Below are 13,943 nucleotides of genomic sequence, written 5' to 3'. Positions count from 1 at the left end.
TCACCCTTTCGAGTGACGCACCTCCGCCCCGCGCTGTTCAGCCGGGGAACGGGAACCAGCCATGCCCGATGTACCAGTGACCGCCCGCCCGCAGATGGTCCCCCACCGCCCGCTCCACGGAGGTGTGCCGCGGCAGCTCCGCCACCGGCAGGCCGGGGTCCCCGAAGACGAACCGGACGGGCTCGGTGTCGGCCGGTTCGGTGTCCTCTCGCACGGTGCGGAACCGGTCCTGGAACCGGACGATGTTGGAGCCGGCGGGCAGATAACACCGTAACTGCCGGTCGAGCAGCCAGGAGTGGCACAACGCCGCCACCGGCCGCTCCTCGGGAAAGTGCAGGGCGAAGAAGTCCCGGGCCCACGCCAGGGAGCGGTCGCAGGCGGACGGCGTGAGCGGTCCGTGGTGGTCCGGGATGTGCAGGCTCAGGCAGGGCGTGCCGGGTGCCGCGGTCAGTCCGGCCGCCGCGAGCACCGGCGCCGTGCGCTCCCCGAGCCGCGCCCGCTCGAACTGCAGCCGGCCCAGCTGGAACAGCTCGCCGCGGAAGTGCCGGACGAGCCAGCCCCGCACCGACACGCCGGTCGTGCCGTGCCGGCTGCGGTGCAGTGCCATGTGCCGGCCCAGGTCGGCCAGGGTGCGCCGGGAGACCTCGGGCGGAATACCGCGTTCCCGGTGCCGGGCGAGGGTGCGCGGGACCGCGGCGATGAAGACGTACGCGGGGAAGACCTGGCTCAGCTCGGCCGGTGCCGCATCGAGGAGCCCGGCGAGGTCAGGGGCGCGGCCCGGCTCCGCCGGGTCGTGGAACAGTTCCTCCACGCACTCCCTGAGCAGCCGCAGCACGCCCGGGTCGCCGGTGATCCGGCTGCGTCGTGCCACCAGGACGTTGATGTCCTCGTGCGGCACGGCCAGGTCGAGGAGCAGTTCGGGCAGGTCGTCGGCGTCCGGCAGCACTGGATCCCCCTTCGGCGAACGTCGGACGAGGGGCGTTGGTGAACGTCGTCACCGAAGAGTACGTTGCAAGGAGGAGTGGTGATCCCATGCGTACGGGCAGTGAACCGACGACCGCGCGCAGTGCGCTGCGGGCGCGTTTCTGGCTGAGCGTGTGGGGGCTGGTCTGGTCGATCTTCGGCACGGCGGCGTTCGCGCTCGCCGGACGCCCCGGCTGGGCGGCGGCCTGCGCGGTGCTGTGGCTGGTGGTCACCGCCGACCTGACCATGATCGTTCGCCACATGCGGCAGGGCCCGCACTACCAGCCGGGCCGTGACATACCGCCGTATCAGCCGCCGGACGACGGGCCGCCGTACCGGCCGCGGGAGACGCGACCGCCGTTCCGGCGCCCGCCGAGGCACCGGCATCCATGACCGGCCCGCAGCGCCGGCGCACCGGCACCCGGGAAGGCCTGCTCGGTCGTCACCCGTGACGGGCCGCTCAGTCGTCGAAGCGTGCCGCCTTCAGATACTCCGGGTTGGGGTCGAGCGCGGCCGCCAGCCGGAAGTGGCGTCTGGCCTGCTCGGGGCGGCCCTGGCGTTCGTAGGTGCGGGCCAGCGCGAAATGGGCGAACGCGTTGTCCGGCTCGCGCTCCAGCACGATGGTGAACTCCAGCTCGGCGGGCCGCAGTTGCGCCGCCGCGAAGAAGGCACGCGCGCGCAGCAGGCGGGCGGCGGTGTTCTCGGGGTGCGCGGCGATGACTCCGTCGAGCAGTTTCACCGCGCCGCGTGGGTCCCGTGAGTTGAGCAGATGCTCGGCTGCACGGAAGTCGATCACATGCGTTTCCGGAGTACGTCCGGTGGAACCGCTGGTCTCGGGCACGGCTGAGTCCTTCCCTCACTCCGGCAGTTCAACGCGCGGACAGCGGGCCGCTATTCCGTGGATGATCCCGCGGACGACTCCGCGGACTCCTCGCGGGCCCGGCGTACGAGCTCGTCCCACACCTGCGCGACCCGCTTGTGCAGCGTGTCCAGGGGGACGTCGTTGTCGATCACGATGTCCGCGATCTCCCGGCGCTGTGCGCGCGTGGCCTGCGCGGCCATCCGCGCGCGTGCGTCCTCCTCGGTCATCCCGCGCAGCCGCGTCAGCCGGTCGAGCTGGGTCTCGGGGCTCGCGTCCACGACGATCACGAGGTCGTAGCGGGGCGCCAGGCCGTTCTCGGTCAGCAGGGGTACGTCGTGGATCACGACGGCGTCGGCGGCCGCGGCCTCCTCCAGCTCACGGGAGCGCACGCCCACCAGAGGGTGCACGATCGAGTTGAGGACGGCGAGCTTCTCGGGGTCGGCGAAGACGATCGAGCCGAGCCGGGGCCGGTCCAGGCTGCCGTCGGTGGCGAGGACGTCCGTACCGAAGGCCTCGACCACGGCCGCGAGGCCCGGGGTGCCCGGCGCCACGACCTCGCGCGCGATGCGGTCCGCGTCGATCAGCACGGCCCCGTGCTCCACGAGCAGCCGCGACACCTCGCTCTTGCCGGCACCGATGCCACCGGTCAGGCCTACTCTCAGCATGAGCGGTAGCTTAGGCCCTGCCGCTGACAGCGGAACCGGCTGAGGTCAGTTGTCGCCTTCCCGCTCCGCCAGGAACCGCTCGAACTCCCGCCCGATCTCGTCGGCGGACGGAATGTCCACCGGCTCGGCGAGCATGTTGCCCCGGGTCTCGGCGCCCGCCGCGGCGTCGTACTGGTGCTCCAGGCCCTGGACGAGCGCGGTGAGCTCCTCGTCGCCCTCCTGGATCTGCCGGTCGATCTCCGTCTGCGTGCGGTGCGCGTCGGTGCGCAGCGCGTGCGCGACGCCCGGGAGGACCAGTCCGGTGGCGGCCGTGATGGCCTCCAGGACGGTCAGGGCGGCGTCCGGGTACGCGGACCGGGCGATGTAGTGCGGGACGTGGGCGGCGACGCCCAGGACGTCGTGCCCGGCCTCGCTGAGGCGGTACTCCACCAGCGCCTCGGCGCTGCCGGGCACCTGGGCCTCGTCGAAGGGGCTGCGGTGGCCGGGGACGAGATCGGTGCGGTTGCCGTGCGGGGTGAGGCCGACCGGGCGGGTGTGCGGGACGCCCATGGGGATGCCGTGGAAGTTCACGGACAGGCGCACGCCGAGCCGCTCCACGATCTGCTGGACGGCCGCCGCGAAGCGCTCCCACTCCACGTCCGGCTCGGGTCCGGACAGCAGCAGGAAGGGGGCGCCCGTGGTGTCCTGGACGAGGCGGACCTCGATGGCCGGGACCTCGTACTCGGTCCAGCGGTCGCGCTTGAAGGTCAGCAGCGGCCGGCGGGCCCGGTAGTCCACGAGCCGGTCGTGGTCGAATCGGGCGACGAGCTGGTGGGGCAGTGAGTCGAGCAGCCGGTCGACGATCTGGTCGCCGGTCTCGCCCGCGTCGATGTATCCGTCGAAGTGGTAGAGCATGACAAGGCCGGCCGACTCCTGGGCGAGCGCCATGTCGACAACGGCGAGGCCCTTCGGCTCCCATGCGTACAAACCCTGCGGATCAAGCACTGTGACCGCTCCTCCTCGTGTTCCTCTTGGTCAACGCGCCCTGGAACACGGGCATTCCCATGACACGCCGCTGATCAGCGATCTCGAACACCCCGGAAGACGGCTGAGGGGCCGCACCTCGAAAGGTACGGCCCCTCAGGACCAGCTATCGGCTAAGCCCAGCGGCTAGCGTTCAGCTCTGGCCACCGGCGAGCTTCTCGCGCAGCGCGGCCAGCGCCTCGTCCGAGGCCAGCGCACCGGAGGTGTCCGCGCCCTCGGAGGAGTACGAGCCACCGGTCGCGGCCGGAGCCGCGGCCTCGCCGCCACCCTCGGCGGCAGCGGCAGCGTCGGCCTCGCGGGACTTGATGACCTGCTGCTGGTGCTGCTCGAAGCGGGCCTGCGCCTCGGCGTACTGGCGCTCCCACTCCTCGCGCTGCTTCTCGTAGCCCGGCAGCCAGTCGTTGGTCTCCGGGTCGAAGCCCTCGGGGTAGATGTAGTTGCCCTGGTCGTCGTACGACGCGGCCATGCCGTAGAGGGTCGGGTCGAACTCGACCTCCTCCGGGTGCGCACCGAAGGACTCGTTGGCCTGCTTCAGCGAGAGGCTGATGCGACGACGCTCCAGGTCGATGTCGATGACCTTGACGAAGATCTCGTCGTTGACCTGGACGACCTGCTCCGGGATCTCCACGTGGCGCTCGGCCAGCTCGGAGATGTGGACCAGACCCTCGATGCCCTCGTCCACGCGGACGAACGCACCGAACGGCACCAGCTTCGTGACCTTACCGGGTACGACCTGGCCGATCTGGTGGGTGCGGGCGAACTGCTGCCACGGGTCTTCCTGGGTCGCCTTCAGCGACAGGGAGACGCGCTCGCGGTCCATGTCGACGTCGAGGACCTCGACGGTGACCTCCTGGCCGACCTCGACGACCTCGGACGGGTGGTCGATGTGCTTCCAGGACAGCTCGGAGACGTGGACCAGACCGTCGACGCCACCCAGGTCCACGAAGGCACCGAAGTTGACGATCGAGGAGACCACACCGGAGCGGACCTGACCCTTCTGGAGGGTCGTGAGGAACGTCTGGCGGACCTCGGACTGGGTCTGCTCCAGCCAGGCACGGCGGGACAGGACCACGTTGTTGCGGTTCTTGTCCAGCTCGATGATCTTGGCCTCAAGCTCCTTGCCGACGTACGGCTGGAGGTCGCGGACGCGGCGCATCTCGACCAGGGAGGCCGGGAGGAAGCCACGGAGGCCGATGTCGAGGATGAGACCACCCTTGACGACCTCGATGACGGTACCGGTGACGATGCCGTCCTCTTCCTTGATCTTCTCGATGGTGCCCCAGGCACGCTCGTACTGGGCGCGCTTCTTCGAGAGGATCAGGCGGCCTTCCTTGTCCTCCTTCTGGAGGACCAGGGCCTCGATCTCGTCGCCGACGGCGACGACCTCGTTCGGGTCGACGTCGTGCTTGATCGAGAGCTCGCGGCTCGGGATGACACCTTCGGTCTTGTAACCGATGTCGAGCAGGACCTCGTCCCGGTCGACCTTCACGATGACGCCGTCGACGATGTCGCCGTCGTTGAAGTACTTGATCGTCTCGTCGATCGCTGCGAGGAAGGCTTCCTCGTTACCGATGTCGTTGACCGCTACCTGCGGGGTGGTGGCGGTGGTCTCGGTGCTGCTCGTCATGTGGGAAAGGGCTCCGGTACGGACATTGAAGTCGTAGGTACTGCTTACGCCGGGAGCCCGTTTCGCTCTGATGAAGCCGGACAGCCAAGGAAGCGCCACACAAAACCGCTGGTGGCGCCTCGACAACCGAGGGGACATACAACAGATGCGAGCGCAGCCTGCTACGTCTGAGGTGCGCAGGCCCGCAGCGCAACTTGTAGCATACGGGGGCAGGCGGGCATGGTCAATGCGCGAAGGCGCACGACGAGGGCGGATCGCCGCATTCCCGGCAGAAGAAACGTCCCACGAGGCCACGCGTGCCTGAGGGGACCCCGTCCATGACGGACCCCCTGACGGGTTGGACGGAAGAGTACGACGAGGGAGCCGATCATCCAAGAGCCGGAAGCCTACGACCCCGACAACGCGGTGGACTCCTCTTCGGAGGCCACGCGGCGTGACGCCGGAGTCGCGGAGAGCGCGCGGGCCAACCGGGGCTGGTGGGACCGCAACGCGGACGAGTACCAGGTCGAGCACGGCACCTTCCTCGGTGACGACCGCTTCGTGTGGGGCCCGGAGGGCCTGGACGAGGTGGAGGCGGAGCTGCTCGGCCCGCCGGAGGAGCTGAAGGGCAAGGAGGTCCTGGAGATCGGCGCGGGCGCGGCCCAGTGCGCGCGCTGGCTGGCCGCCCAGGGCGCCCGTCCGGTGGCGCTAGACCTCTCGCACCGCCAGCTCCAGCACGCCCTGCGGATCGGCGGATCGTTTCCCCTGGTCTGTGCGGACGCCGGCGCGCTGCCCTTCGCGGACGGCTCCTTCGACCTGGCGTGCTCGGCGTACGGGGCGCTGCCGTTCGTCGCCGACCCGCGGCTGGTGCTGCGCGAGGTACGCCGGGTGCTGCGGCCGGGCGGCCGGTTCGTCTTCTCGGTGACGCATCCGATCCGCTGGGCGTTCCCGGACGAGCCCGGCCCCGAGGGCCTGTCGGTGTCCGGTTCCTACTTCGACCGCACGCCCTACGTCGAGCAGGACGAGCAGGGCCGCGCGGTGTACGTCGAGCACCACCGGACCATCGGCGACCGCGTACGGGACATCGTCGCCTCGGGCTTCCGGCTGGTGGACCTGGTGGAGCCGGAGTGGCCGGTCTGGAACACCTCCGAGTGGGGCGGCTGGTCCCCGTTGCGCGGCGGTCTTATCCCGGGCACGGCGATCTTCGTGTGCGAGCGAAGCGAGATGGCGGTCCCCCCGGCCGAAGGCTGGAGGAGGGACTGACCCCTGACGTCTTCCTTCGCGTACGCGCGCGTGGGGTGCGTTTCGCGTCGTACGACACTGGGGGCGTGATCCGTTACGACGCCCTGGACGCGCTGCCCGTGCGTGCCGCCCTGCCCGCCCTGATCGACGCCCTGGAGAGTGACGGTACGGCCGTCCTGGTGGCGCCGCCCGGCACCGGCAAGACGACGTTGGTGCCGCTGGTGCTGGCGGGGCTGGTGGGCGGCGGTCCGGCGCGGCGGGTCGTGGTGGCGGAGCCGCGGCGGATCGCGGCGCGGGCCGCGGCCCGGCGCATGGCGTGGCTGCTGGGCGAGAAGCCCGGCGAGAGCGTGGGCTTCACGGTGCGCGGCGAGCGGGCCGTGGGGCGGCACACGCGCGTGGAGGTCGTGACGACCGGTGTGCTGCTGCAGCGGCTGCAGCGCGACCAGGAGCTGCCGGGCGTCGACGCCGTCGTGCTCGACGAGTGCCATGAGCGGCATCTGGACGCCGACACGGCGGCCGCCTTCCTGTGGGACGTACGGCAGACGCTGCGGCCGGAGCTGCGGCTCGTGGCGGCGTCCGCGACCACGGACGCGGAGGGCTGGGCACGGCTGCTCGGCGGGGCGCCGGTGGTGGAGGCGGCGGGTGTGTCCCATCCGGTGGAGGTGGTGTGGGCTCCCCCGCCGCGTCCGCTACGGCCGCCGCACGGGATGCGGGTCGATCCGGCGCTGCCGGCGCACGTGGCGTCGGTGGTGCGGCGGGCGCTGGCCGAGCGGGCGGGCGACGTGCTGTGCTTCCTGCCCGGCGTCGGCGAGATCGCGCGCGTGGCCGGGCAGCTCGGGGAGCTCGGGGACGTCGAGGTGCTCCAGGTGCACGGGCGGGCGCCGGCCGCCGTGCAGGACGCGGTGCTGGCGGGCGGACGGCGGCGCCGGGTGGTGCTGGCCACGTCCGTCGCCGAGTCGTCGCTGACCGTGCCCGGGGTGCGGGTGGTCGTCGACTCGGGGCTGGCGCGCGAACCCCGGGTGGACCACGCGCGCGGGCTGAGCGGGCTGACGACGGTACGGGCGTCGCGGGCGGCCGGACGGCAGCGGGCGGGGCGTGCGGGGCGTGAGGCGCCAGGTGCGGTGTACCGGTGCTGGACGGAGGCCGAGGACGGGCGTCTGCCGGCCTTTCCGGCGCCCGAGATCAAGCTGGCCGATCTGACCGCGTTCGCCCTTCAGGCGGCCTGCTGGGGCGATCCCGACGCCTCCGGGCTGGCGTTGCTGGATCCGCCGCCGGGCGGGGCGATGGCGGCGGCGCGCTCCGCGCTGGCGGCGGTGGGAGCGGTCGACTCCGTCGGGCGGGCCACGGAGGTCGGTGTGCGGCTGGCTCGGCTGGGTGTGCACCCTCGGCTGGGACGGGCGTTGCTGGACACGGCCGGGGAGGGGGCGGAGGTGGTCGCCCTGCTCTCTGAGGAGGTGCCGCGGGATTACGGGGATGACCTCGGCGGAGCTTTGCGGCGGGCTCGGCGTGGGGGTGACGCCTACGCGGGGCGGTGGGCCGCGGAGGTACGGCGCCTGCGGGCCGTCTCCACGGAGTTTTCCCACCCGCCCGCCCAGGTGAACGCAGAACCCCCTTCGGCCCGGCGCGCTGACGACACAGCCGCTTCCACCCCGGGATCGACCGACGCCGCCGCTTCCTCCTCGGCCGCAACGCCCGGCAGGGCCGGTGCCGGTTCCGGTGCCGGTTCCGGTGCCGGGGAGGACAGGGTGGTCGGGCTCGTCGCCGCGCTCGCCTTTCCCGAGCGGGTCGCCAAGTTCGACGGTGGGTCGTATCTCATGGCCTCCGGGACCCGGGCCGAGTTGGCGGGCGGGTCCGCGCTGCGGGGCGCTGCGTGGATCGTCGTCGCCGTTGCCGATCGGCCCACCGGGAACGGGCACGCGCGCGTGCGGCTCGGGGCGGCCGTGGCGGAGGACGTGGCCCGTGCCGCCGCCCGGTCCCTGCTGAGTGAGCGGGACGAGGTGCGCTGGGCCGACGGGGACGTCGTGGCCCGGCGGGTCGAACGGCTGGGCGCCGTCGAGCTGGCCGTACGGCCGCTGCGGGACGCCGACCCCGCTCTCGTACGCGGTGCCCTGCTTCGAGGGCTCCGGCAGGAGGGGCTGGAGCTGTTGCGGTGGTCGCCGGAGGCGCGGGTACTGCGGCAGCGGCTGGCCTTTCTGCGGGCGCGGCTCGGGGATCCGTGGCCGGACGTGTCCGACGACGCGCTCCACGCGCGCGTGGACGAGTGGCTGGAGCCGGAGCTGGGCAGGGCCCGACGGCGGGCGGATCTCGCGCGGATCGACGCCGGGCAGGCGCTCGCACGGCTGCTGCCCTGGGCGAGCGGGGAGGCCGGGCGGCTCGACGAGCTGGCGCCGGAGCGGATCGCCGTACCCAGCGGGTCCAGGATCCGGATCGACTACGAGGACCCCGAGCAGCCGGTGCTCGCCGTCAAGCTCCAGGAGATGTTCGGGCTGGACACGACGCCGGCCGTGGCCGGGGTGCCGCTGCTGGTGCACCTGCTCTCCCCCGCCGGCCGGCCCGCCGCCGTCACAGCCGACCTCGCCTCCTTCTGGAAGGACGGCTACAAGGGCGTACGGGCGGAGCTGCGCGGGCGGTATCCGAAGCACCCGTGGCCCGAGGACCCGGCCGCCGCCGAGCCCACCCGGCACACCAACGCGCGGCTCAGGCGCTGACCGGTTCGGGTTCCGTCGCCTCCGCGGGGGCCGGGTCCTCCGGGTGGCGGGAGCGGGCCTCCAGGTAGAAGGAGAGAGCCAGGAGGAGCAGACCCAGGATCAGCGAGCCCCAGGGGATGTACGAGGTGAGCAGCAGGACCAGGGTGCGGTTGTGTTCGACCAGGGCGACCGTGTGCTCGATGTAGTCCTCGCGCATCTTCACGTCCCCGGCGAACGCCGTGACCCTGTCCCGGCTGCCGAGGAGGGTGCCCCCGCGCAGTTCCTCCTTGTGGTCCTCCTCGCCGTAGACGGGCGCGCCGGTGACGGGCTCGACCCAGAACGTGCGGACCGTGCTGTACCAGCGGGTGGTGCCGGTCTTGGCGACCGTCTCCGGTGTGATGCCCTGGACCGGCATGGTCTTCGGCATGGGGACCTTGGTCCAGGGGACGGTCTGCTCGAAGCAGTAGACCGTCAGGCCGCGGAAGGTCCGGGTGCCCTTGTAGTGGATGGGGCTGGTGGTGCGGGTCTGCGCGTCGAAGTACTCGTAGTCGCGCTTCTGCGTCAGGAAGGGCCACTTGAACTCGATGCCCTGGCGGGTGACCGGGTCGCCGTCGACCGTCTCGCCGGTGGCGTGCACGGGGTCCTGGGTGTGGGCGTCGAAGATGTAGCGCTCGGGGACCTTGGAGACCATCTTGCCGTCGGGGCCCTGGACGTAGGACAGGCTGTCCCAGACGACGACGGGCCGCCCCGCGGTCTTCTCGATCTTCTTCGCGGCCTCCACGTTCCCCTTGAGGGTCTGCACGATGGTGACCTCGGGGACCTTCTTCGCCCGCATGGTGCCGTAGTCGAGGAGAGTGGCGTCCTTGGCCTCCAGGACCATGTCCTGGTACTGGTTCGCGGGGATCCTGGCCAGGCGCGGGAAGGCGTACCAGCGCATGAGCGGGGACAGCGCCGCGCAGAAGACGGCGCAGGCGAGCAGGACCAGGCTTGCCTTGCGGCGCATGGAGGGCCTCCCTCCCGGTCGGGCGCGGCTACGGGTGCGCGGGCACCGTCGTCAGCAGCGGCTTGGGGGACGTCCCGCCCGTCGGCGTGCCCATGGCGGTCATCGCCAGGACCAGGGCGAGGGCGAGGGCGAGACCGGTCGCGGCGGCGATCAGGGCGCGCATACGGGCCTCCCGGCGGACGGACGGTTCCTGACGGTCGTTGCCGTAAGAGAGTTCTGATGGAGCGTCAGGTTCGGCACCGTAGCAACGGGACGGTGAGATGAGAACAGCGGTGCACGCACGAACGAGGGCGCCCTCCCCGCCGGTGCGGGAAGGGCGCCCTGCTGGTCCGCGTGCGGTCAGGACGAGGGGGACGGGCTCGGGGACGGGCTCGGCGAGGTGTCGGCGGCGGCGACCTTCAGCTCGACGGTGAGCGTCGCGCCGCCGGTGGTGGTGATCCGGAGCAGGAAGGTGCCGGTGGTGTCGTCGGCGTACAGCTTCGGCAGCGTGAGCAGGCCCTTGTCGTCGGTGGTGAGGCCGGTGAGGGTGCGTACGGGCTTGCCGTCGGCGTCCTTGAAGTAGGGGCCCTTGTCGTTCTCCGTGGCGTCGGTGTCCGACTTGATCAGGGCGGCGGTGGCGGCGACCTTGTCCGCGACGGCGCCCTTGTACGTCGCCTTCACCTGGACCTGGTCGGCGAACTCGCCGCCGGGGGTGCAGGTCAGCGGGGTGTCGCTGGTGCGGGCCAGGGCGTCGGCGGCGCGTGCGGTGACGGTGGCCGGGTAGTCCACGCCCTTGACCAGGCGGCCCACGACGGCCGCGGTGACCTTGAAGGCGCCGGTCTTCTCGCCCGCCTGGAGCGCGGGGGCGAGGGCGACGCCCTGGGCGTCGGTGACGACCGTGGCCACGGTCTCGCCGCCGGTGAACGTGGCGTCGGTGTCGCCGCTGATCATGAACCGGATCCGCACCTTGGCCACGGACTTGCCGGCCTTGGTCTCGGCGCGGGTGGAGATCCGCTCGGTGAAGGCGTGGCCGGCCATCGTGGTGAGCTGGGCCGTGCCCGCGTCCTGCAGGTGGTCCACCGTGTCGGTGGGCGTCGGCGAGGGCGTCGGGGCGGGCGGCTTCGGCGGGGTCGGGGTGGGGCTCCCGCTCCCGCCGCCGGGCTTGCCGGGCTTCGGGTCCGGCTTCGGAGCGGGCGTGTTCTTCGGCGGGTCCGAAGGCGTCGGCGTCGGCGCCTGGGCGTGCTTGGTGCCGTCGTCGCTGCGGTGGCTGGGCACGCTGCCGGAGCCGTCGGGCACGGAGTGGGTGCCCTTGCGGTAGTACTCCAGCCAGCTCAGGACCGTGTTCAGGTAGTCCTGCGAGTTGTTGTAGCTGAGGATCGCGCTGTGCAGGTCGTCCTCGTGCGAGAGGTCCCAGCCGTTGCGGCACAGGTAGTGACCGGCGGCGAGGGCGGCGTCGTAGACGTTGTTGGGGTCCTTCTTACCGTCGCCGTTGCCGTCGCGGCCGGCCCAGGCCCAGGTCGACGGGATGAACTGCATCGGGCCGACGGCCCGGTCGTACTCGGCGCTGCCGTCGTACTCCCCGTGGTCGGTGTCCTTGATGAGGGCGAAGCCGTTGCCGTCGAGGACGGGGCCCAGGATGGGGGTCAGCGTGGTGCCGTCGGCGGTGACCCGGCCGCCGTCGGCCTGGCCGGACTCGACCTTGCCGATGGCCGCGAGCAGTTGCCAGGGCAGGTTGCAGCCGGGCTTGGAGGAGCGCAGTTCGGCCTCGGCCTTCTTGTAGGCGTCGAGGACGGTCGCCGGGATGCCGGCCTCGGTGTCGCCCTGGGCGGCCGGGGCACCGGCGGTCGGCGAGGAGCTGGGGCTCGGGCTGGGGTTGGGGCTGTTCAGCGGCGGCAGGTCCGTGTAGTACGGCGAGTTGCCGGTGGCGTTGCCGTCGGAGGCCGTGCCCGGTACGGGGGTGGAGGCGCCGGCCGTCGTCTGTCTGCCGTGGTCCTGGCCGGCCGCTCCCGGAGCCTGGGACGCGGACAGAGCCGCGACCGCTGCCGCGGCCACGGCGGTGGTCGCCGCCCCCTTGCGCAGCCGCTTGCCGAAATGCGCCGCCATAGAGTGAACCCCTCCTGTGGACGCCCCTGCGTCCGTCTCCGTCCGGCTGTCTCGCTCTGGTCTGACGGTTGACCCGGTGTTCCGGTTGCCCTTGGTGCGCCGTTCCCTCTGTGCGAAGTGTGTTCGGCCGGGCACCGGCCGGCGCCGCAGGTGACCCTACGGCAACTCACCTGACACAGGCACCCGTTCACGTCCGATTTTTACCAGTTGGCCAACTCTCGTTGTCGCCCGGGGACCCTGGTGGGGTCCCGCATACTGAACGGGCCTGTCCGCCGGGCCCCGGTGGCCCGGCCGACGACCGTTCGAGGGAGCCCTGTTGCCGTTCACACTCAGCCATGCGGCGGCCGTCCTGCCCGCGGTCCGCCGGGACGGGACCGGCCACGGCCCGCTGCTGCCGGCGGTGCTCGTCGCGGGCTCCTTCGCGCCCGACATGCCCTTCTATGCGGCGAGTGTCCTGCCCGGTGGGATGGAATTCGGCGCGGTCACGCACGCGTTCGCCGGAGTCGTCACGGTCGACGTGCTCATCGCCTGGGTGCTGGTGGGGCTGTGGCTGCTGGTCCGGGAACCGCTGCTCGCACTGCTGCCCCGGCCCTGGCAGGGGCGGCCGGCGGAGCTGCTGCGCTGCGGTGCGGCACGCGCGCGCGTGCGGGCCGCCGCGGTGGGGTGGTGGTACGTCTGCGCGGTGCTGGGCGCGCTGACCCACGTGGTGTGGGACGCGTTCACGCACGACGGGCGGTGGGGGACGCGGCTGATTCCGGCCATCGAGCGGGACCGGCTGCTGGGCGTGCCGCTGTTCACGTGGCTGCAGTACGGCTCGTCCGTGGCGGGCGCGGCCGTGGTCGCGGTGTTCGTCGTACGGGCGCTACGGCGGCTGCCGGGCCGGGAGCAGGTGGGGGTGCCGGTGCTGTCCGTGCGGGACCGGTGGTGGGCCGGTGCGGTCATCGGCGGTTGTGCGGTGGCCGGGGCGGTGCAGCGGGTGGCCGCGGAGGGGGCGGGCGGGGGCGGTCCGGTCCGGCTATGGGATCTGGTGCCGGCCCTGTGCTTCGGGGCGGGCGCGGGGCTGGTCCCTGGGCTGCTGCTGTATGCCGCCGGGGTCAGGGTGTGGCGTCGGAGCCCGGCTCCGCCGGCCGGTCATGGGGGTCCCGGTGAGCAGGTCGCCGCAGATGAGGGGCGGTCGGCCGCTCGCGCTCGCTGAGGGAGGCGACGAAGACCGTGAGGGTCTGGCGGGGGCGGGATCTCGGGATCAGGCTGAGCGCGAGGGCGAGGTAGCCGCGGGCGAGGTCGGCCCACTGGCGCCAGTCCGGGGCGTGGTCGGACCGGGCGGTCAGGCCGGCGAGGCCGCGGCGCAGGCCCGTGGCGGCCGTGCGGACGGTCTCGGCCAGGTCGGCAGGGATGCGGGCGGTGCTGGCGCGGGCCGCGAGGGCCGGAACCGGCGAGGCGGGCATGGTGGCCCGCGCCGAGGTGATGTCCGCCCAGGCCCGGGTGTCTGCGTCGGGCGTCCGGCGGTGAAGCATGCGTATACCCATGCCCGCAGTGTTGCGGCTGCGGGGGGTGGGGGGCGTTTTGGCGGGGGCCACGTGAGTGACGGGCCCTGCGGGGGTTCGGCCGGTTGCGTCGTGCTGGGGCCGGTGGGTCGGGCGGGTGGGGTGAGGGGACGCAGGGGGCCCGGCGCCGCCGGGATGCGCCGTTTCGGCTGAGCGCCGCTTCGGCGGAACGACTTCTGCGTGCGTGGGTGAACTGTGCGGGGGTGGAGGAGGCGACGCCCGTCCACCCCCGCGCCGCGGGCTAGGGGGTGTCGTTTGGATCATCC

The 13,943-nt window shown here is 72.5% G+C and carries 13 protein-coding genes; 4 read left to right on the top strand and 9 right to left on the bottom strand.

Annotation, left to right across the window (positions count from 1 at the left end):
- Window positions 1–37: 37 nt before the first annotated feature.
- The gene (locus O1G22_RS31350) at window positions 38–946 is read right to left on the bottom strand and encodes an acyltransferase domain-containing protein (protein WP_270084390.1); all 909 of its coding nucleotides are present in this window, start codon (window positions 944–946) and stop codon (window positions 38–40) included.
- Window positions 947–1,032: 86 nt separating this feature from the next.
- Between O1G22_RS31350 and O1G22_RS31345 the strand changes: the two genes are divergently transcribed.
- Entirely contained in the window at window positions 1,033–1,356 is a 324-nt protein-coding gene (locus tag O1G22_RS31345; protein ID WP_270084389.1) for a DUF6343 family protein, read from the top strand.
- A gap of 67 nt (window positions 1,357–1,423) precedes the next feature.
- Here O1G22_RS31345 and O1G22_RS31340 read toward each other — a convergent pair whose 3' ends face one another.
- From O1G22_RS31340 to rpsA, 4 genes are all read right to left on the bottom strand, one after another.
- A complete protein-coding gene (locus O1G22_RS31340) occupies window positions 1,424–1,804 on the bottom strand; it encodes a tetratricopeptide repeat protein (RefSeq protein WP_270084388.1) in 381 nt (126 codons plus the stop codon).
- Window positions 1,805–1,854: 50 nt separating this feature from the next.
- Complete coding sequence (coaE, locus tag O1G22_RS31335) at window positions 1,855–2,490, bottom strand: dephospho-CoA kinase (RefSeq protein ID WP_270084387.1); 636 nt, start codon at window positions 2,488–2,490, stop codon at window positions 1,855–1,857.
- Between the two features lie 45 nt (window positions 2,491–2,535).
- On the bottom strand, window positions 2,536–3,474 hold the full coding sequence (locus O1G22_RS31330; RefSeq protein ID WP_225096578.1) for a PAC2 family protein: 939 nt from the start codon (window positions 3,472–3,474) through the stop codon (window positions 2,536–2,538).
- A gap of 172 nt (window positions 3,475–3,646) precedes the next feature.
- Window positions 3,647–5,140: a 30S ribosomal protein S1 gene (gene rpsA, locus O1G22_RS31325; protein ID WP_055707059.1), complete on the bottom strand. Its 1,494-nt coding sequence runs from the start codon at window positions 5,138–5,140 to the stop codon at window positions 3,647–3,649.
- A gap of 366 nt (window positions 5,141–5,506) precedes the next feature.
- On the opposite strand from rpsA, the gene O1G22_RS31320 reads away from it, so the two are divergent.
- Complete coding sequence (locus O1G22_RS31320) at window positions 5,507–6,382, top strand: class I SAM-dependent methyltransferase (RefSeq protein ID WP_270086599.1); 876 nt, start codon at window positions 5,507–5,509, stop codon at window positions 6,380–6,382.
- 65 nt (window positions 6,383–6,447) lie between these two features.
- Complete coding sequence (locus tag O1G22_RS31315) at window positions 6,448–9,069, top strand: ATP-dependent RNA helicase (protein ID WP_270084386.1); 2,622 nt, start codon at window positions 6,448–6,450, stop codon at window positions 9,067–9,069.
- On the opposite strand, the gene pgfA is transcribed toward O1G22_RS31315, so the two are convergent.
- The 3 genes from pgfA to O1G22_RS31300 form a co-directional block, all read right to left on the bottom strand.
- Complete coding sequence (gene pgfA, locus O1G22_RS31310; protein WP_270084385.1) at window positions 9,059–10,051, bottom strand: cell envelope lipid trafficking protein PgfA; 993 nt, start codon at window positions 10,049–10,051, stop codon at window positions 9,059–9,061. The two genes, O1G22_RS31315 and pgfA, sit on opposite strands and share 11 nt — an antisense overlap.
- A 28-nt stretch (window positions 10,052–10,079) precedes the next feature.
- On the bottom strand, window positions 10,080–10,214 hold the full coding sequence (locus O1G22_RS31305; RefSeq protein WP_225096581.1) for an SPW_0924 family protein: 135 nt from the start codon (window positions 10,212–10,214) through the stop codon (window positions 10,080–10,082).
- 176 nt (window positions 10,215–10,390) lie between these two features.
- Window positions 10,391–12,133 carry a lytic transglycosylase domain-containing protein gene (locus O1G22_RS31300; RefSeq protein WP_270084384.1) on the bottom strand — a complete coding sequence of 581 codons (1,743 nt, stop codon included), beginning with the start codon at window positions 12,131–12,133 and terminating at the stop codon, window positions 10,391–10,393.
- A gap of 316 nt (window positions 12,134–12,449) precedes the next feature.
- On the opposite strand from O1G22_RS31300, the gene O1G22_RS31295 reads away from it, so the two are divergent.
- Window positions 12,450–13,328: a DUF4184 family protein gene (locus O1G22_RS31295; protein ID WP_270084383.1), complete on the top strand. Its 879-nt coding sequence runs from the start codon at window positions 12,450–12,452 to the stop codon at window positions 13,326–13,328.
- Here O1G22_RS31295 and O1G22_RS31290 read toward each other — a convergent pair.
- Window positions 13,228–13,659 (bottom strand): hypothetical protein, encoded by a 432-nt coding sequence (locus tag O1G22_RS31290; protein ID WP_270084382.1) that lies wholly within the window; start codon window positions 13,657–13,659, stop codon window positions 13,228–13,230. The two genes, O1G22_RS31295 and O1G22_RS31290, sit on opposite strands and share 101 nt — an antisense overlap.
- Window positions 13,660–13,943: the final 284 nt, after the last annotated feature.

This window comes from Streptomyces camelliae (assembly GCF_027625935.1).
Taxonomy (GTDB): domain Bacteria; phylum Actinomycetota; class Actinomycetes; order Streptomycetales; family Streptomycetaceae; genus Streptomyces; species Streptomyces camelliae.
The sequence above is the reverse complement of the archived record's forward strand: the minus strand, read 5'-3'. Positions and strand labels throughout refer to the sequence as shown.

What these genes read in the sequence shown, in the direction of transcription:
- coaE (WP_270084387.1), bottom strand. Translation starts at nt 2,490, where the DNA reads ATGCTGAGAGTAGGCCTGACCGGTGGCATCGGTGCCGGCAAGAGCGAG.
- O1G22_RS31290 (WP_270084382.1), bottom strand. Translation starts at nt 13,659, where the DNA reads ATGGGTATACGCATGCTTCACCGCCGGACGCCCGACGCAGACACCCGG.
- rpsA (WP_055707059.1), bottom strand. Translation starts at nt 5,140, where the DNA reads ATGACGAGCAGCACCGAGACCACCGCCACCACCCCGCAGGTAGCGGTC.
- O1G22_RS31305 (WP_225096581.1), bottom strand. Translation starts at nt 10,214, where the DNA reads ATGCGCGCCCTGATCGCCGCCGCGACCGGTCTCGCCCTCGCCCTCGCC.
- O1G22_RS31300 (WP_270084384.1), bottom strand. Translation starts at nt 12,133, where the DNA reads ATGGCGGCGCATTTCGGCAAGCGGCTGCGCAAGGGGGCGGCGACCACC.
- pgfA (WP_270084385.1), bottom strand. Translation starts at nt 10,051, where the DNA reads ATGCGCCGCAAGGCAAGCCTGGTCCTGCTCGCCTGCGCCGTCTTCTGC.
- O1G22_RS31345 (WP_270084389.1), top strand. Translation starts at nt 1,033, where the DNA reads ATGCGTACGGGCAGTGAACCGACGACCGCGCGCAGTGCGCTGCGGGCG.